16 protein-coding genes and 1 tRNA gene are annotated in these 16,476 nt (G+C 62.1%); 4 read left to right on the forward strand and 13 right to left on the reverse strand.

The genetic code is table 11. The annotated features are described in order from the left end of the window. Positions 1-28 precede the first annotated feature (28 nt). On the forward strand, positions 29-964 hold the full coding sequence (cysK, locus tag ACFUOZ_RS03830; RefSeq protein WP_377544906.1) for a cysteine synthase A: 936 nt from the start codon (positions 29-31) through the stop codon (positions 962-964). Positions 965-1,005: 41 nt separating this feature from the next. Beyond that, on the forward strand, positions 1,006-1,590 hold the full coding sequence (gene epsC / locus ACFUOZ_RS03835) for a serine O-acetyltransferase EpsC (RefSeq protein ID WP_144659071.1): 585 nt from the start codon (positions 1,006-1,008) through the stop codon (positions 1,588-1,590). Here epsC and ACFUOZ_RS03840 read toward each other — a convergent pair. Further along, positions 1,587-2,426, reverse strand: a complete 840-nt coding sequence (locus ACFUOZ_RS03840) for an oxidoreductase (protein ID WP_377544908.1) — start codon at positions 2,424-2,426, stop codon at positions 1,587-1,589. The two genes, epsC and ACFUOZ_RS03840, sit on opposite strands and share 4 nt — an antisense overlap. Positions 2,427-2,534: 108 nt before the next feature. Further along, complete coding sequence (gene gndA, locus ACFUOZ_RS03845; protein ID WP_377544910.1) at positions 2,535-3,971, reverse strand: NADP-dependent phosphogluconate dehydrogenase; 1,437 nt, start codon at positions 3,969-3,971, stop codon at positions 2,535-2,537. A 253-nt stretch (positions 3,972-4,224) separates the two neighbouring features. Here gndA and ACFUOZ_RS03850 point away from each other — a divergent pair, with 253 nt between their 5' ends. Next, positions 4,225-4,971: a FadR/GntR family transcriptional regulator gene (locus ACFUOZ_RS03850; RefSeq protein ID WP_377544912.1), complete on the forward strand. Its 747-nt coding sequence runs from the start codon at positions 4,225-4,227 to the stop codon at positions 4,969-4,971. Here ACFUOZ_RS03850 and ACFUOZ_RS03855 read toward each other — a convergent pair. Genes ACFUOZ_RS03855 through ACFUOZ_RS03865 form a run of 3 tightly spaced genes read right to left on the reverse strand, consistent with a single transcriptional unit; the run spans position 4,955 to position 7,724 of the window. Further along, a complete protein-coding gene (locus tag ACFUOZ_RS03855) occupies positions 4,955-6,004 on the reverse strand; it encodes an L-idonate 5-dehydrogenase (RefSeq protein WP_377544914.1) in 1,050 nt (349 codons plus the stop codon). The genes ACFUOZ_RS03850 and ACFUOZ_RS03855 overlap by 17 nt on opposite strands. After that, positions 6,004-6,774 carry an SDR family oxidoreductase gene (locus ACFUOZ_RS03860; RefSeq protein ID WP_377544916.1) on the reverse strand — a complete coding sequence of 257 codons (771 nt, stop codon included), beginning with the start codon at positions 6,772-6,774 and terminating at the stop codon, positions 6,004-6,006. Before ACFUOZ_RS03860 ends, ACFUOZ_RS03855 begins: the two co-directional genes overlap by 1 nt. Positions 6,775-6,809: 35 nt before the next feature. Continuing rightward, the gene (locus ACFUOZ_RS03865) at positions 6,810-7,724 is read right to left on the reverse strand and encodes an NAD(P)-dependent oxidoreductase (RefSeq protein WP_377544918.1); all 915 of its coding nucleotides are present in this window, start codon (positions 7,722-7,724) and stop codon (positions 6,810-6,812) included. 70 nt (positions 7,725-7,794) lie between these two features. Between ACFUOZ_RS03865 and ACFUOZ_RS03870 the strand changes: the two genes are divergently transcribed. Then, positions 7,795-8,862: a D-2-hydroxyacid dehydrogenase gene (locus ACFUOZ_RS03870; protein ID WP_377544920.1), complete on the forward strand. Its 1,068-nt coding sequence runs from the start codon at positions 7,795-7,797 to the stop codon at positions 8,860-8,862. Between the two features lie 6 nt (positions 8,863-8,868). On the opposite strand, the gene ACFUOZ_RS03875 is transcribed toward ACFUOZ_RS03870, so the two are convergent. The 8 genes from ACFUOZ_RS03875 to ACFUOZ_RS03910 form a co-directional block, all read right to left on the reverse strand. Then, positions 8,869-10,923: an acyltransferase family protein gene (locus ACFUOZ_RS03875; RefSeq protein ID WP_377544922.1), complete on the reverse strand. Its 2,055-nt coding sequence runs from the start codon at positions 10,921-10,923 to the stop codon at positions 8,869-8,871. Positions 10,924-11,084: 161 nt separating this feature from the next. Further along, positions 11,085-12,437 (reverse strand): MFS transporter, encoded by a 1,353-nt coding sequence (locus ACFUOZ_RS03880; protein ID WP_377544924.1) that lies wholly within the window; start codon positions 12,435-12,437, stop codon positions 11,085-11,087. A gap of 135 nt (positions 12,438-12,572) precedes the next feature. Further along, positions 12,573-13,367, reverse strand: a complete 795-nt coding sequence (locus ACFUOZ_RS03885) for an IclR family transcriptional regulator (RefSeq protein ID WP_377544926.1) — start codon at positions 13,365-13,367, stop codon at positions 12,573-12,575. A gap of 206 nt (positions 13,368-13,573) precedes the next feature. After that, entirely contained in the window at positions 13,574-13,864 is a 291-nt protein-coding gene (locus ACFUOZ_RS03890) for a hypothetical protein (RefSeq protein ID WP_377544928.1), read from the reverse strand. 104 nt (positions 13,865-13,968) lie between these two features. Beyond that, a tRNA-Val gene (locus ACFUOZ_RS03895) sits at positions 13,969-14,044 on the reverse strand. A 66-nt stretch (positions 14,045-14,110) separates the two neighbouring features. After that, the gene (locus tag ACFUOZ_RS03900; RefSeq protein WP_377544930.1) at positions 14,111-15,067 is read right to left on the reverse strand and encodes an NAD-dependent protein deacetylase; all 957 of its coding nucleotides are present in this window, start codon (positions 15,065-15,067) and stop codon (positions 14,111-14,113) included. Beyond that, a complete protein-coding gene (locus ACFUOZ_RS03905; protein WP_377544932.1) occupies positions 15,064-15,567 on the reverse strand; it encodes a peroxiredoxin in 504 nt (167 codons plus the stop codon). The genes ACFUOZ_RS03900 and ACFUOZ_RS03905 overlap by 4 nt, the downstream gene beginning before the upstream one ends. After that, positions 15,564-15,983, reverse strand: coding sequence for a DUF3052 domain-containing protein (locus ACFUOZ_RS03910; protein ID WP_144659084.1), 420 nt, complete (start codon positions 15,981-15,983; stop codon positions 15,564-15,566). The genes ACFUOZ_RS03905 and ACFUOZ_RS03910 overlap by 4 nt, the downstream gene beginning before the upstream one ends. Positions 15,984-16,476 lie beyond the last annotated feature (493 nt).

A 16,476-nucleotide genomic window follows, 5' to 3' on the forward strand; every position in this document is an offset into this window, starting at 1 on the left:
CCCTCTTCAGAGATAGGCGTAAATTTTCATGGCAAGGATCTACGACGACGTCACCCAGCTGGTCGGCCGCACTCCGCTGGTTCGGTTGAACCGGCTGACCGAGGGCCTGGATGCCCAGGTTGCGGTCAAGCTCGAGTTCTACAACCCGGCCAACAGTGTCAAGGACCGCATCGGCGTGGCCATCGTCGACGCTGCGGAAAAGTCCGGTGCCTTGAAGCCCGGCGGAACGATCGTTGAGGGCACCTCCGGCAACACCGGTATCGCACTCGCCCTCGTGGGCGCTGCCCGCGGTTACAAGGTCATCTTGACCATGCCCGAAACGATGTCCACCGAACGCCGCGTCATGCTGCGCGCTTACGGTGCCGAGATCGTCCTCACCCCCGGCTCAGAAGGCATGCGCGGCGCCGTAGAGAAGGCCCAGGAGATCGTCGCCACCACGGAAAACGCCATCTGGGCACAGCAGTTCGCCAACGAGGCAAACCCGGCCATCCACCGTGCCACCACAGCTGAGGAAGTTTGGGAAGACACCGACGGCGAAGTGGACATCTTTGTTGCAGGCGTTGGCACTGGCGGCACCGTCACCGGCGTGGGCCAGGTCCTCAAGGAACGCAAGCCCGGTGTGCAGATTGTTGCTGTCGAACCGAAAGATTCGGCCATCCTTAACGGCGGAGCCCCCGGCCCCCACAAGATCCAGGGAATCGGCGCCAACTTTGTCCCCGAAATCCTGGACACCAACGTCTACGACGAGGTCCTGGATGCCACGCTCGAAGATTCCGTCCGCGTTGCCCGTGAACTCGGTGCCCGCGAAGGCATCCTGGGCGGCATTTCTTCCGGTGCCATCGTGTGGGGCGCCCTGGAACTGGCCAAGCGTCCGGAGAACGCCGGCAAGCTGATCGTTGCTGTCGTCTGTGACTTTGGAGAGCGCTACATCTCCACCGTGCTGTTCGATGACATCCGCAGCTAACACAACGCCTGCATTCCTTCATTTCCTGTAGAAAGGTCTTTGTGAGCTTCTTCGCAAGACTTAAGGAAGACCTCGACGCCGCCCGGTCCCACGACCCGGCGGCGCGAGGTTCTTTCGAGAACTTTTTCGCATACTCCGGCTTGCATGCCATTTGGGCGCACCGCGTCACCCATAAGCTCTGGCAAAACCCGGCACTGAGGTTTCCTGCGCGCCTGATCTCGCAGCTCGCCAGGTTCCTGACCGGCATTGAAATCCACCCCGGTGCCACGATTGGCCGCAGGTTCTTCATCGACCACGGCATGGGTGTCGTCATCGGTGAGACGTCCGAGATCGGCGACGACGTGATGATCTATCACGGTGTCACCCTCGGCGGGCGGTCGCTGGCCAAGGTCAAACGACACCCCACGATCGGTGACCGCGTCACGATTGGTGCCGGCGCGAAGGTTCTCGGTCCCATCACCATCGGAGCGGACAGCGCCGTCGGGGCGAATGCCGTGGTGGTCAAGGACGCTCCCCCGGAGTCAATCATCACCGGTATTCCGGCGACGTGGCGGCACCGCGATGCAAGGTCCGAGACCAAGCCTGCTGTGGATCCGGCAGAGTACTACATCGAATACCGGATCTAGCCGGCCAGCCTTTTGTAGAAGTTCAGGAAGACGGCGTCAAAGACGCGGTCCGGCAGAATCTTTCGCATGGCCAGAACGCCCCAGGCACCCCTACCCACCGGGTAGCGGGTACCGGGGCGTTTCGCCATTGCAGCGCGAACTATGGTCTTGGCCACCACCTGCGCCGGAGTGGACAGCACGTGTCCATGACCGGAGGTGGAGGCCAAGGCTGCCGCCACAATATGCGCTTGATCCGCATATGGCCCATCGCCAGAGGTAGCCAGCAAGCCCTCGCCCGCTATGGTTCCCCACTCGGTGTCGGTACCCGAAGGTTCGATAATGACGACGTCGATTCCGTGCGGTTTCAGTTCCAGGCGCAGCGAGTCGCTGATGCCCTCCACAGCGAACTTGGTGCCGTGATACCAGGCGCCGAGGGGCTCGTAGATCTTCCCTCCGATGGACGTGACGTTGATGATCCTGCCTGTCCGGGCACTCCGCATCCCGGGGATCACCAGCTGGGTCATCCTCGCAAGCCCCATGACATTGACCTCGAACTGCCGCCGCCCCTCGGCCAAAGGGACTTCCTCAAGTGAGCCATAGGATCCATAGCCGGCATTGTTGACCAGGACATCGACGTGCCCGTGCGCAGCTTCCACCTCGGCTACCGCGAGGGTCATTGACTCCTCTGAAGTCACATCCAGCGACACAACGAAAATGCCGTGTTCCTTGAGCGGCTCCATCAACTCAACCCTGCGCGCCCCTGCGTAGACGGTGAAGCCCGCGGCACTCAGGGCCAAGGCTGTTTCGAAGCCGATTCCTGTGGAAGCTCCCGTGACCAGCGCGACGCGGGGTGCCATGGCATCATTCCTTTGCTGGCGGCCTCGACACCGGACGGGAACTCCGTACGGCAAAGGCCGGCCCCTCCCAGCCTAATGGGGAGGAACCGGCCTTTGCAGTTGGTGGTGCTAGTGGGTGTCGACTGCCGAGATTTCGGACTTGTCTTCGCCCCAGAGGGTGTGAAAGGTGCCTTCGGTGTCCACTCGACCGTAGGTGTGTGCGCCGAAGAGGTCGCGCTGGCCCTGGATCAGGGCAGCGGCAACGCGCTTGCGGCGGAGGCCGTCGTAGTACGCCAGCGACGAGGAGAAGACCGGAACCGGAATACCGAGCTGCACGGCGGTAGCGACAACGCGACGCCAGGCCGGGAGAGCCTCCGCGATGGCCTTGGTGAAGGCCGGAGCGAACAGCAGGTTGGCGGGCTTCTCGTCGGCAGCGTAGGCCTTGGTGATGTCCTTGAGCAGTTCGGCACGGATGATGCAGCCTGCGCGCCACAAGGAAGCGATCTCGTCCAGCTTGAGGTCCCAGCCGTACTCCTTGGCAGCGGAGGTCAGCATGTCCAGGCCCTGGGCGTAGGAAACCAGCTTGGAGGCGTACAGCGCCTGACGGACATCCTCAACGAACGTTTCCGGGATCTCCACGGAAGCTTCTTCGCCGGCCAGCAGTTCCTGGCCGAGCTTGCGCTGCTCGGTCTGGGAGGACAGTGCGCGGGCGAAGACAGACTCTGCGATGCCCGAGACGGGCGATCCGAGTTCGAGGGCGGAGATGACGGTCCAGCGTCCGGTACCCTTCTGGCCGGCTGCGTCAACTACGACGTCCACAAAGGGCTTGCCCGTCTTGGCGTCTACGTGGCCGAGGACCTCAGCGGAGATCTCGATGAGGAAGGAGGACAGCTCGCCCTTGTTCCACTCAGCGAAGATCTTGGACTGCTCGGCCGGCTCGATGCCCGCACCGGAGCGGAGGAGGTCGAAGGCCTCGCCGATGACCTGCATGTCGGCGTATTCAATGCCGTTGTGGACCATCTTGACGAAGTGGCCGGCGCCGTCGGTGCCGATCCATGCGCAGCAGGGCTCGCCGTCCACCTTGGCGGAAATCTTTTCCAGCAGCGGGCCGAGGGCGTCGTAGGACTCGCGGGAGCCGCCAGGCATGATGGACGGGCCGTTCAGTGCGCCCTCTTCGCCACCGGAGACACCGACACCGACAAAGTGAAGGTCCTTCTTGGCCAGCGCGGCTTCCCGACGGCGGGTGTCCTCGTAGTGCGAGTTTCCGGCGTCGATGATGATGTCGCCGGCTTCAAGCAGCGGTTCCAGCTGCTCGATGACGTTGTCGACGGGAGCGCCTGCCTTGACCATGATGAGGACGCGGCGGGGCTTTTCGAGGGAGTCGACGAGTTCCTGCAGCGTTTCCGTGCGGATGAAGTCGCCTTCATTGCCGTGCTTTTCCAGCAGGGCGTCAGTCTTTTCCACGGAGCGGTTGTGGAGAGCCACGGTGAAGCCGTTGCGTGCGAGGTTGCGGGCCAGGTTGGCGCCCATCACCGCAAGGCCGGTGACACCGATGTGTGCTGACATCAAAACTCCAATTCGTTCGTGTACAAACAGTCCAACGCACCCTCAGGGGACACGCAGGAAACGATTTCAAAACAAGGGGCTGAAATAAACCATACGTATATAAACCTTGGGCGGGAAAGCGGCGCCCACGTTCTGGAAAGCTGCCGCGTCATAAACAGTCTATGATGCCCGACCCCCGGGGACGGCCGCACAGGATCACCCACCTGCACTCCCACCCGCGCCTGGGCCTCCCCGCGCCACTATGCTTACCTCTATGTCAACGAGCCTTCACCACCGCGCCATCGAGCATTTGGGAACCCGGATTGTGGGTGGCGCCCTCCCCTCTGGCCACGTAATGCTGGCTGAGCACCTGGAAGATGAACTCAACGTCTCGCGGTCCGTGGTGCGTGAAGCCGTGCGTGTCCTCCAATCACTCGGGCTTGTGGAAACCATCAAGCGCGTAGGTATCCGGGTCCTTCCCGCACATCGCTGGAATCCGTTCGATCCCTTGGTCATTCGCTGGCGCCTGGCCGGTGAAGGCCGTGGTGCGCAGTTGCGGTCGCTGGCCGAGTTGCGTTCCGCCGTCGAGCCCGTGGCTGCGGAGCTTGCTGCAGGCAATGCACCGGAGAGCCTCCGGCAGGAGCTGGTGGGAATCTCGCTGGCGATGAAGCAAGCCGGGGATGCCGGGGACATGGCAACGTTCCTCAACCTCGACATCCGCTTCCATGCCCTGGTGTTGTCCGGTTCGGGCAACGAAATGTTTGCCAACCTGATCGGCCAGGTCACCGAAACCCTCACCGGCCGTACCGTTCATGGCCTCATGCCTGAGCATCCGCAAAAGGAAGCCCTCCAGTGGCACATGGACGTGGCCCATGCGATCGACGCCGGTGATGGCACCTTGGCGCGCGAGGCAGCGGCCAAGATCATGCGCCAGACGATCGCGGAGCTGGCCCCCAGCTGGGATGACCAGCCCCGCGTTTTCGTCCCTGTCGCACAGAAACCGGCTACTCCCGGAAGTTGAGCAGCACCTTGCCCGACTCGGCGGAGTTCCTGGCAACCTCGAACGCCTCAAGGCCGTGGGCGAGGTCGAATTCATGCGTCACAACGGGATCCACGTAAAGGGAGCCGTCGGCCAGTGCCGAGATGACGTCGTCGATCTCGTCATTGAACCGGAATGAGCCCAGCAACTCCAGCTCCCGCGTGATCGCAAGCGAAATGAACACCGGCTGCGGTCCGGAAGGCAACAGCCCCACCATCACCACCTTGCCGCCGCGCGTGGCACCTTTGATGGCCGAGGCCAGTCCGTAGTGACTGCCTGAGGATTCAATGACGACGTCGGCGTCCACCGCTGCGATGGCCTCGGCATCGTCCCCTTTAAGGACGTGGTCGGCACCAACGGAGCGGGCGATCTCCAATGGTTTGTCATGCATGTCGACGGCGACAATCCGGGACGCGCCGGCGCGTTTCAGGACGGCGACCGAGAGGGCCCCGATGGGACCGCTGCCGATGACCAGGGCGGTCTTCCCCTCGACATCACCCGCACGGGAAACCGCGTGCCAGGCCACGCTGGCCGGTTCCACCAGCGCAGCGGTTCGAAGGTCCAGATTCTCGGGGAGCGGTCGAAGCATCCTCGAGGGCAGGTTCGCGTAACGGCTGAAGGCGCCATCCGTATGGGGATAGCGCGCCGCGCTGCCCAGGTAGGTGCATCCCGGCGACAGGTTTGGCCGGTCCTCCGGGTACCTCGCGTCACCGGGCGCAGGTGTCGCGGGGTGGACCGCCACGGGCGTTCCTTCTGCCGGGCCGGTTCCGTCCGCAGCCTGCTGGACGACCACGCCAACGATTTCGTGGCCGAGGACCAGGGGTTCTTTTAGGACGGATTCTCCGGCCGCACCGTGCAACCAGTAGTGGAGGTCCGAACCGCAGATTCCGCCGTAGGCAATCTCCACGACGGACTCACCGGCTGCAGGCGGGGTCAGCGGAATGTCCTCGATGCGCAAGTCACCTTTGCCGTGGGCGACCACTGCCGGACCCGAAGCAGGAAGGTCGGTGCCCATCAGACCACCACCGTCATTCCGCCATCAACGAAGATCGTCTGGCCGTTCACGAAGTTCGAGGCCTGGGATGCGAGCCACACCGTCGGTCCGGCGAGGTCGGCTGTCGTACCCCACCTGTTCGCCGGAGTACGGCCAAGGATCCAGGAGTTGAAGTCCTGGTCATCCACCAGGTTCTGGGTCATTTCGGTGTGGATGTAGCCCGGCGCGATGCCGTTGATCTGCAGGCCGGAGGACGCCCACTCAGCTGTCATGGCACGGGTGAGGTTCCGCAACCCACCCTTGGCGGCGACGTAGGGCGCGATGGTAGGACGGGCCAGGTCCGTCTGGACCGAGCAGATGTTGATGATCTTGCCCTGGCCGCGGGGAATCATGTGGCGCGCCGCTTCCCGGCCCACAAGGAATGCGCTGGTGAGATCCGTGGTGATGACCCGTTCCCAGTCCTTGACGTCCAGGTCCAGCATGGGCACCCGGTGTTGGATGCCTGCGTTGTTCACCAGGATGTCCAGCGGTCCAACGTTCTGCTCCACCCAAGCGACCCCTTCAGCCGCCGAATCAGCATCCGTGACGTCGAATGCGCGGCTGTGGACCCTTCCGTCGGGGTACTGCGAAGACATGGCCTCACGCGCTGCCTCCAGGCGTTCAGGATTGATGCCGTTCAGTACTACCGTTGCCCCGGCATCAGCGAGACCACGGGCAAGGGCGTTACCTATCCCCCTGCTTGAGCCGGTGACCAAGGCCACCCGGCCGGTTAGATCGAAAAGTGCACTCATGGTGTGTTTGTCATTCCTTCTTCGCTTGCGCGGGTTCAGTTCGTGGTGGACGTGGTTGCGGCCAGTGTGCCGCCCAGGTTGGCGATGGCCTGACGTACGACGGCGAGGTCCTGGTCGCCGAGGCCCTGGCGTTTGAGTTCCGCATACAGGGCGATTGCAGCAGACGCCATGGGTACTGCGGAGCCAGCGGCGGCTGCACTGGCAAGGACGAAGCCGAGGTCCTTGTGCATGAACTTGGCCGGACCTGTGGGTGCATAGTCCTTCGCTGCCAGGCGTGGACCCACGTTCTCAAGCACCCGGCTTCCCGCCAATCCCCCGGACAGCACCTCGAAGAGAGCCTCCACATCCATCCCGGAGCGTTCGGCGAGTTCGGCCGCTTCGGCGAGGGCCGCCGTCGTGGTTCCGACAATCAACTGGTTGCACGCCTTGGCGAGGGACCCCGCACCCAATGGACCCATGCGCCGGACGGTGGTTCCCATGGTCCTGAAGAGCGGTTCAAGTTGCTCAAAGCAGTCAGCGGATGCCCCCACCATGATTGCCAGCGTGCCGGCGCGCGCCCCTGCCGTTCCCCCACTGACGGGAGCGTCCACCACCACGGCGTTGCCGCCGCTTGCTTCTCCGACAGTTTCGCCGAAGCGCCGGACTTCCGTGGGTGAGACGCTGCTCATGACGACGACGGCGGTACCCGGGCGGGGTGCGCGGCTCCGCCAGGAGTCCAGCAAGTCCGTGGCCGCTTCTTCGATGAACGGAAGGTCCGGCAGCATGAAAATGATGACATCTTCATCCCGCAACCCGGCGACAGCGGCGGCACGCTTGACGCCGGGGAGACCGTCAAAGGCAGCGTCTGAGCGGTTCCAGGCGGTGACGTTCAATCCGGCGGCGGCAATGTTCGAGGCCATGGGAGCTCCCATCAGGCCCAAGCCGACGAAACCCACTCGTTGGGTGGTCATAGCTGGTGGCACCTCACTTCGTTGTGGTCATCTTGGGAAATTCTGTTCAATATCCTAGCCGTCATTCAGTATGATGAACACCATGACGACTGATGAACTTACCATCGCCATCGCTGTACCGCTCGAAGCTGAGTACGTAGAGCAGATCCGCGCTGTGGACCCTTCCGTAACGGTTCTCTACGAACCCGACCTCCTCCCCCCGGAGCGGTTCCCGGCGGACCACGCAGGTGATCCCGCCTTCACGAGGACTCCGGAGCAGGAAGAACGCTATTGGGCGATGCTGGACCGCGCCCAAGTCCTGTACGGCTTTCCCAATGAAAGCCCTGCGGGGCTGGCGCGCATCGCCAACAGCAACCCGCACCTGCAGTGGATCCACGCCATGGCAGCAGGGGCCGGGGGCGCCGTTAAGGCCTCAGGCCTGGACACCGAAACGCTCCGCAAATTCCATGTCACCACCTCGGCCGGCGTCCACGCCTTGCCCCTGGCGGAATTCTCGGCATTCGGAATCCTGAACGGCTTCAAGCGCAGCGCGGAGATGGCAATTGATCAAGCCGCCAAGGTTTGGCCCGAGCTTCGTACGCCCACCAAGCTGGCCAACGGATCCAAGGTAGTGATTGCCGGCCTTGGTGAGATCGGCATGGAAACTGCCCGCATTGCACGTGCCCTGGGCATGAGGGTCAGCGGAACCAAACGCAACGTAAGTGCCATTGAGGGAATAGAGGAAGTCACCAACAACGACGGCCTCGTGGCGCTGGTGGCCGACGCCGACGCCGTGGTTAACACTCTTCCCGGAACGCCGTACACAGAAAAGTTGTTCAATAGGGACATTTTCTCTGCCATGAAGACCGGAACGGTTTTCGTCAACGTCGGACGCGGAACGGTCGTGGACGAAGACGCCTTGCTCGAAGCACTCGACAACGGCCAGGTCGCTTACGCATGCCTGGACGTCTTCGCTGTGGAGCCGCTGCCACAGGAGAGCCCGCTCTGGAACCACCCCCGCGTCCTGGTCTCACCGCATACCTCCGCACTGAGCACAGCTGAGAACCGGCTGATCGCCGAGCGCTTCTGCAACAATCTGCGGATCTTCCTCGACGGCGGCGAACTCCCCCACCTGGTGGATCCGGTCCACTTCTACTAAGCCGGTCTACCACCCTGTGGCGTCAAGCCACCTCTCGGACAATGCATCGGCCATGCTCCTGGTGTAAGTGCTCGAGAGGTGGTTGTCGTCCAGGTACACATAGACATTGCCGATGATTCCGGGGCAGGTTGGACCGTCGCATATGAGGTCGGTCATGTCCAGGATGGACAGGCCCGTGAAGCTTCCTTCCAGCTGATCCAGCGGATTGGCAGCGGCAAGCACGGACGACAACGCGGGCCGGCAGCGCGGGTCATCGACGCCCGAAGCCATGGCACATTCGCTGGGACTGAAGGAGAAGCGCGGGTTGTCCCGCATGGCAATGACCTCCACTCCCTGATCTGTGATCTCCCCCACCAGCTCATCCAGCCCCCAGGTGAGGTCCTCTTCCGGTGAGTCCGGTACGGCAGCTGTTCCGACGAGGAACACCGCATCCGGATGGTGGAGCCGAATATGCTCACGGACATTCCGGTTGAAGGCGTTGCATTCATCGCCTACCTCGTCCGTTTCGGTCATGAATGGGCAAGCGCCGAAGGTGATGGCCTGGACCCGCCAGTTGTACTCCTTGGCAAGGGAGCCGATGGCGCCGAGCCACTGCAGGGAGTGCGACTGCCCCACGACGAAGATGGTCTTGTCCGCATTTGCACCGACGTCGTTCTGCAGGCACTCCGCAAACAGCACCGGGTCCTGCGGCCGAAGTTCACCTGAGCAGGGCCCATCCAGCTTCCCCCAGTCCGCCGGCAACTGCTCCGGGGTAGGCAGCGTCCTTGCGTCCTTTCCGACGCGGTTGACATAGCCGGGCAGCAAAGCCCTGGCGCCGGGGTTGTCATCGGAATCCTGGCCGGCAATCGCGGTCTTCTCCACTTCCTGCTGATACCCGAACCACGCCATCGGCGTCGCTGCTACCGCCAGGCAAACAAGGACCGATAGGGCCAGGCGACGGCGTTTTACCTCCGGCCACGTCCACGAGCGCAATGGCTCCTCTACAAACCTGGTGGTCAGATAGGCCAGCAGCAGGGAAACAGCCACGATCAACGCGCCGGTGGGCGCATCTGCGTGGTCTTCGCCTATCCACACCAGGGTGATCACCAACAGCGGCCAATGCCAGAGGTAAAGCGCATACGAGGTAGATCCAAGCCCCACCAACAACCTGGACGACAGGATACGGTCCACACCGAAACGGCTTCCCGTCTGGCCGGCGATGATGACAGCCACAGCGGCCAAAGTGGGCCACAACGCCACATAGCCCGGAAACGCGGTGCGGACTTGAAGGATCATGCCGCAGCTGAGCATTGCAGCCACTCCTGCCCAACCCATAACCGTTGCCATACCGCGCCCCGGACGCAGGAAGGGAAGCAACAAGGCAACCAGGGTGCCCAGGGCAAATTCCCACAGCCGGGCAAAAGTGTCGAAGTAGGCCAGTTCCTGGTGGGCGGCGGTGAAATAGATTGAGTAGCCCAGCGACGCGACGAAAATCAGCCCGAAGACGCAGAGCAACACCGTCCGGTAGCGCAAGCCGGCCCTGCGGCAGACCCAGGCCGCAGCAACGAAGATCGCCGGCCAGAGGATGAAGACCTGCCCCTGGATGGACAACGACCAAAAGTGCTGCATGGGACTGGCCAGGCTATGGTCAGCGGCATAGTAGTTGACTACCTGTCGCTGGAGCAGCCAGTTCTGGAAGTAGAACAGGGACGCCCAGGCCTGGTTCACGATCTCCGTCCACCGGGTCCGGGGGACGATCATGAAGGTCGCTGCCAAGGTGCCCGTCAGGACAACGACGACGGCGGGCAGCAGCCGCCAGAACAAGTGCAGCCAGTGCCGAACCAGTGATACCGGCCGCGACTCCTCGTAGCGGTTGACGAACTGGAGTGTCATCAGGAATGCCGAAATCAACAGGAAGACGTCCACGCCTCCCGAAACCCTGCCAAACCAGATGTGGTAGGACACCACCATGAGCACGGCCAGCGAACGGAGTCCCTGGATTTCCGGACGAAACCTGGTGCCGGTGGCGCGCCGGACCAGCCCGGGGCTTTCCGGCGATGCCACGCCCTTGGTTGCCGTCATGGACACGCTCCTCTATCGCTGCACCAATTCTGCACCTGGCCTTCCGAAATTCCAGCACTCAGGGAGGAAAGCCTGTGTACAACAAGGGGTAAAAGAAGCAGCACGGCGCCCCTCCTCAGGAAGGGGCGCCGTGCGTGGTCTGTCCGGGAGGTAGTCGCCGTCTATTTAGCGTCTTCCGTGCTGACGAGGTCGCGTCCGGCCGTCTCCGGCGTGAAGAACGTGGTGACGAACGAGATAAGGGCCAGGACCAGCGAGTAGATGGCAAGCACCAGCCATGAGTGGTTGGTGGCAGCCAGCATCAACGCACCGAGGAGTGGTGCCAGTCCGCCGGCCAGGACAGCGGAGATTTCCCGGCTCATGGCAACACCGGTGAACCTGTACTGCGACCCGAAGAGCTCAGGAAGGAGGGGGCATTGCGGGCCCAGCATCGACTGGACGCCGATGGCGATTCCGACCGCCATGACCACCCACACCAAGGTGACATTGCCCAAGGTGACAAGGTAGAAGGCAGGAACGGCAATAATCGCCTGGAACAAAGCACCGTAGCGATAGACCGGCACGCGACCGTACCTGTCCGACAACGCTCCGAAGGTCACGACCATCACAGCTGCGAAGCCGGCCGCAATGAGCAGTCCGACCGGACCGATGGAGTTGTTACCGGCAAATACACCCGCCGGCATGCTCATAAAGGAAACCAACAGGGCGGAGTAGATCGAGGAGTTGCCGTTCTCCCCCATGCGGAGGCCAATTCCAATCAGCACGTTCTTCCGGGAGTGCTTCCACAATGCGCCGATAGGGTTCTTGACCACGTTCTTGTGCTTTTCCAATTCCTGGAACGCGGGAGTTTCCTTAAGCTTGAGCCGGATGAAAACGGCAATCACAATCAGGATAAAGCTGGCCAGGAAGGGCACACGCCACAACCAGCCCTGCAGGACGGACTTGTCGGCGAGGGCGATAAGAGCGAAGGTTCCAGCTCCCAGCAAGGTACCCAGTTGGATGCCTACGAAGGGCAGGGAAGCGAAGAAGCCGCGACGACGACGCGGAGCGACTTCTGAGATCAGCGTAGTGGCACCGGCCTGCTCGGCACCGGCACCGAGCCCCTGGATGATGCGCAAGGTGACGAGCAATACGGCGCCAAGCATTCCGGCCTGCTCAAAGGTGGGCAGAAGGCCAATGGCAAAGCTGGCCGTTCCCATCAAGGCTATCGTCAGGATCAAGACCATCTTGCGGCCGAACCGGTCACCGATATAGCCGAAGATCAAGCCGCCGAAAGGCCGGGCAGCGAATCCGACACCGTAGGTGGCGAAGGATGCGATCAGCGCTCCATCAGGCCCGAGCGGCGAGAAGAACAGCGGACCGAAGATCAGGGCCGACGCAAGGCCATAGATGTAGAAGTCGTAGTACTCCAGAGCCGAACCTACCGAGCTGGCCAGCGTAGCGCGCCGCAGCTGCTCCGGTTCGACGACGGCTTCGTCAGCATCAGCTGCGAACTTTGTCTTAGTACGAGTTGTCACAAGCGCTCCCTCAAAATCACACCGGGCCCCCGTTGGCCCCGTGAGATAGTGATGGCATCACCGCCAAGATCACTATGATGAACAGAGTACAGCTTGCTGAACGCGTTGCCAAGGTTAAAATCAGATTTATGCTGCTCAGCCCATCGGGTTGCCCAAGGAACGGGCCAACTCCTTGAGTTCCTTGACCATCAGGGCCCCTTGCTCCTCTGAGTAGGTCGCCTTCAACGCGGTCACCGACAGGCCCAGGCTAGGTCCGTGGGCACCGTGGGTGGGCACGGGTACGGCGAGGCAAACGACGCCCACCGTCGACTCTTCATCCTCGAACGCAAAGCCTTGTTTACGGATGGTGGCGATCTGGGCTTTGAGTTGCTCGGCGGTACGGAGGGAGTTGGTGGTCATGGTGGGCAACTCCATGCCGCCCGGAAACATGGCCTCGATATCGTGATCGTGCAATTGCGCCACCAAAGCCTTGCCAACACTGCAAAGCGACACCGGCATTTTGTCGCCGATGTTCGAGGTCAGCCGGACCGCGGGGTGGCCCTCGTAACGCGCCAGGTAGATGACATGGTCGCCGTCGAGCATTGCGATCCGGACTGTCTCTCCGGAAAGCGTGGGGGCCTGCTCGCAGTACTTGTAAAACTCCTGTACCTCATCGAGGCGGCTAAGGTAAGCCGCTCCCAGCTCCACCAGCTTCCGTCCCAGGGCAAAATCGGCGCCCTGCCTGGTAATCAGGCGGGCTTCCTCGAGCGCCAGCAGCAGGTTCGATGTCGAAGACTTGGGAATGCCGAGCTCCCGCGACAGGTCACTCAGGGTCAACCGTCCGGAAGGGGAATCAGCCAAGGCTTCAAGGACGGCAGCGGCGCGGGTCACGGCGGGAGCGGGCGACGAAGCGCCCAGCCCCTCGGAGCGGGTGGTGCGGGAATCAGCCATGATTCTCCTTCGTCATCACAAATCGTTGTTCAATCTACTGAACAATACCCATCATAGTGGCATCCCGGTGGACACGGACCCGTCGGCTTTTCAAACCCAAAAGTTGGCTGTATATTCATTTTCGAGCTCTCCACCGCGGCATCCCCCAATAGTCGCGGTGGAGAGCTCATCCATTTCCGGACGCGGCCAGCTCTGGTTCAGTGGCGTCAAGCGGCCACAACCCCCTCGCCCCTCAGGCACCAGCCCCCTCCCGAGCCGTCACGCACCAATTCCCACGTGGCCAGGGCGGACCGGACGTTGTTCCCCAAGCGCACCTGGACCTGCAGGACCTCAATATCCACGCGCCCGGCTCCCCGGGGCATCCGCCTGCGCTCCTCCCACCAGGGAATCCTCTCGAACCAGCGGACAGGCTCGACGGCAATCTTCCACTCCCGCCCTCCCCTGACGACGACGGCAGGCTCACCGTAGGCTGTTGTGCGGATGTATACGTGTTCCATGGAAGGAGACAGTAGGGGGTGGGCCTGACATTAAAAGGGCGCCGGAAGTCATCAAGTCCAGAAACGAAAAACCCCGCTTCCAAGGATGGAAACGGGGTTTTCTCTGGTGGGTCCTACCGGGATCGAACCGATGACATCCACGGTGTAAACGTGGCGCTCTACCAGCTGAGCTAAAGACCCAAATCGTTGTTTACACGCTCTCTGTGTTCCTCAGCGCTTCAACCAACGAACAACGACTCTACATGATCAACCGCCGGAAACACCAATCGAGTCCCCCGCCCCGGAAAGATCGGGCAAAACCCGCGCCAGATGGCCCAAAGCACCACTGACTCCAAGTTCCAGTTTTACGGCCGCGAACCCGTCCCCCCGGGTGATTCCCCTGTTGATGATGACCACAGGCTTTTCGGCCTTTGATGCATGACGGACGAACCGTAGGCCGCTCTGCACCGTCAGTGACGAACCCGCCACCAAAAGGGCGTCCGCGCCATCAACCATGGCGTAGGCACGCACGACACGGTCCTTGGGGACGTTCTCGCCAAAATAGACAAAGTCGGGCTTAAGGATTCCGCCGCAGACCGGGCAGACAGCCATGACGAAGGATCTGATGAGAGCAGGATCCTCTACCGTGGCGTCCGCATCCGGGGCCATCTCAACCAGCCCGGATTCCACGGCAGCTTCCACGAAACCTGGATTGATCTCCTCCAGGATCGCCGCTATCAATTGCCTGCTGAAAGTATGACCGTGCGGCAGGCAGATCACTCGGTCAAAACGACCATGGAGGTCCACCACATTGACGCTGCCGGCGTCCTCATGAAGCCTGTCTACATTTTGGGTAATCAGGCCGGTCAGGAGGCCGCGCCGTTCCATCAGGGCGACGGCGGCATGGCCGGCATTCGGATCGGCATGCCGGAGGTGGGACCAACCGATATGGTTTCGCGCCCAGTAACGACGCCTGTTGGCCTCGCTTCGGATGAACTCCTGGTACGTCATGGGATTCCGCGGTGCAGACCCCGGCCCCCGGTAATCGGGGATGCCGGAATCCGTGCTCAAACCGGCTCCGGTCAGCACAGCCAGGCGCTTGCCCTGCAGGACCTGCACGGCGGAACCGAGGGCTTCCTGCTCGTGGGGACCGAGTTGCACCTCAGCCGCGGGTGCCATGCTGGCAAACCCCGTCATACCGACTCCCGGTCCCGGGTTGCTCATGGCCGCCGGTCCACCAGGGACGCCAGCGCCCTCTGATACTCCACAAGGTCCCTCGCTTTGCCCCGCGGATTGACCACGACGTAGCGGATGATGCCGCCGGCGTCGATGATGAAGGTTCCCCTCAGCGCCATTCCGCTGACTTCGTCGAACACCCCAAACTCCCGGGCAACAGCTCCGTGCGGCCAGAAGTCCGCCAGAAGATCGAAGTCGAAACCCTCGTGCTCCGCGTAGGCGCGTTGGGCGAACTTGCTGTCGACGGAAATCGCCAACACCGTCGCATTTGAATCCTTGAACTGGGCGATGTTGTCGCGAATCTCGCATAACTCACCGGTGCAGATACCGGAGAAGGCGAAAGGAAAGAACACAACAACCACGTTGACGCCGCGATAGTCCGTCAACCGGACAGGCTCACCGTGTTGGTTCAGCAGTTCGAAATCCGGTGCGGGCTGCCCTGGTACGGGAACACCGACCAGAGTTGGCGCCTGCTGGACTTCCGTCATTTGTTCTTCTTGGGCACCAGGCGGGTGGCGCTCCAGTCCTTCGAGACTCCGGCAGAAGTAGTCAGGTGCAGGCCGGAGGTAGGGGCAGCGTCCTGGATATCAGCGGGAGAAACGTAGTTATCCCTGCCCGACTTGGGTGTCAGGACCCATACAACCCCGCCTTCCTTCAGCGTGGTCAACGAATCCATGAGGGCATCAACAAGGTCACCGTCGCCATCGCGCCACCAGAAAATGACTGCGTCAACGACATCGTGATCATCTTCATCGAGCAATTCGGAGCCCGTGACATCTTCAATATCGTCACGCAAGTCGAAGTCGACGTCGTCGTCGTAGCCGAGCTCCTGAATCAGATCCCCATCTTTGAAACCCATTCGTTCCGCCACATTTACCGATGTGGCGGCGTCGGCCTCGCTCACGTTTCCTCCTTTGAAGTGACTTCCATTACTAACAGCCAACACCCTTTGGGCGCCTGCTTCAAGCCATTGTCCCTGTACGAGGGCACATTCCGCACCATCGAGGGTGTTTCGGACTACTGGTGAGGGCGTGCTTTACGTCACGCAGGCCTTCTGGATGTGACATACAACGCTCTGCGGGGTCCGCGGCTACGCATAGCGGCGCCGTGAAAGCTAGAGTGGCCATGAGCGCTCTGGCTGCAGGGCGATCGCCCCGCAGGATTCTACTGGGCAGCCAAGCGCTCACAAGACCTGCCCGGCGCATCCGACCGGGCTGTTGAAACCGAGATGTCGCACACGACGCGTTCACGACAGGCAGTTACCCTGCCGGACCTGAGGCGCCGATGGATGCGCCAAAAGGAAGGTTGGACGTGGCTGCAGGAGAAGAGACCTCACACATCCTCAGCGGGTTGACTGCCCAGCTGCCTGATCGTGATCCGGAAGAGACCGCGGAGTG

Source organism: Paenarthrobacter sp. NPDC057355 (assembly GCF_042667405.1).
Classification (GTDB): domain Bacteria; phylum Actinomycetota; class Actinomycetes; order Actinomycetales; family Micrococcaceae; genus Arthrobacter.

Bases quoted from the DNA above. Each gene is read 5' to 3' on its own strand.
- cysK (WP_377544906.1), top strand. From the start codon at position 29: ATGGCAAGGATCTACGACGACGTCACCCAGCTGGTCGGCCGCACTCCG.
- ACFUOZ_RS03840 (WP_377544908.1), bottom strand. From the start codon at position 2,426: ATGGCACCCCGCGTCGCGCTGGTCACGGGAGCTTCCACAGGAATCGGC.
- gndA (WP_377544910.1), bottom strand. From the start codon at position 3,971: ATGTCAGCACACATCGGTGTCACCGGCCTTGCGGTGATGGGCGCCAAC.
- ACFUOZ_RS03850 (WP_377544912.1), top strand. From the start codon at position 4,225: ATGTCAACGAGCCTTCACCACCGCGCCATCGAGCATTTGGGAACCCGG.
- ACFUOZ_RS03855 (WP_377544914.1), bottom strand. From the start codon at position 6,004: ATGGGCACCGACCTTCCTGCTTCGGGTCCGGCAGTGGTCGCCCACGGC.
- ACFUOZ_RS03860 (WP_377544916.1), bottom strand. From the start codon at position 6,774: ATGAGTGCACTTTTCGATCTAACCGGCCGGGTGGCCTTGGTCACCGGC.
- ACFUOZ_RS03865 (WP_377544918.1), bottom strand. From the start codon at position 7,724: ATGACCACCCAACGAGTGGGTTTCGTCGGCTTGGGCCTGATGGGAGCT.
- ACFUOZ_RS03870 (WP_377544920.1), top strand. From the start codon at position 7,795: ATGATGAACACCATGACGACTGATGAACTTACCATCGCCATCGCTGTA.
- ACFUOZ_RS03875 (WP_377544922.1), bottom strand. From the start codon at position 10,923: ATGACGGCAACCAAGGGCGTGGCATCGCCGGAAAGCCCCGGGCTGGTC.
- ACFUOZ_RS03885 (WP_377544926.1), bottom strand. From the start codon at position 13,367: ATGGCTGATTCCCGCACCACCCGCTCCGAGGGGCTGGGCGCTTCGTCG.
- ACFUOZ_RS03890 (WP_377544928.1), bottom strand. From the start codon at position 13,864: ATGGAACACGTATACATCCGCACAACAGCCTACGGTGAGCCTGCCGTC.
- ACFUOZ_RS03900 (WP_377544930.1), bottom strand. From the start codon at position 15,067: ATGAGCAACCCGGGACCGGGAGTCGGTATGACGGGGTTTGCCAGCATG.
- ACFUOZ_RS03905 (WP_377544932.1), bottom strand. From the start codon at position 15,567: ATGACGGAAGTCCAGCAGGCGCCAACTCTGGTCGGTGTTCCCGTACCA.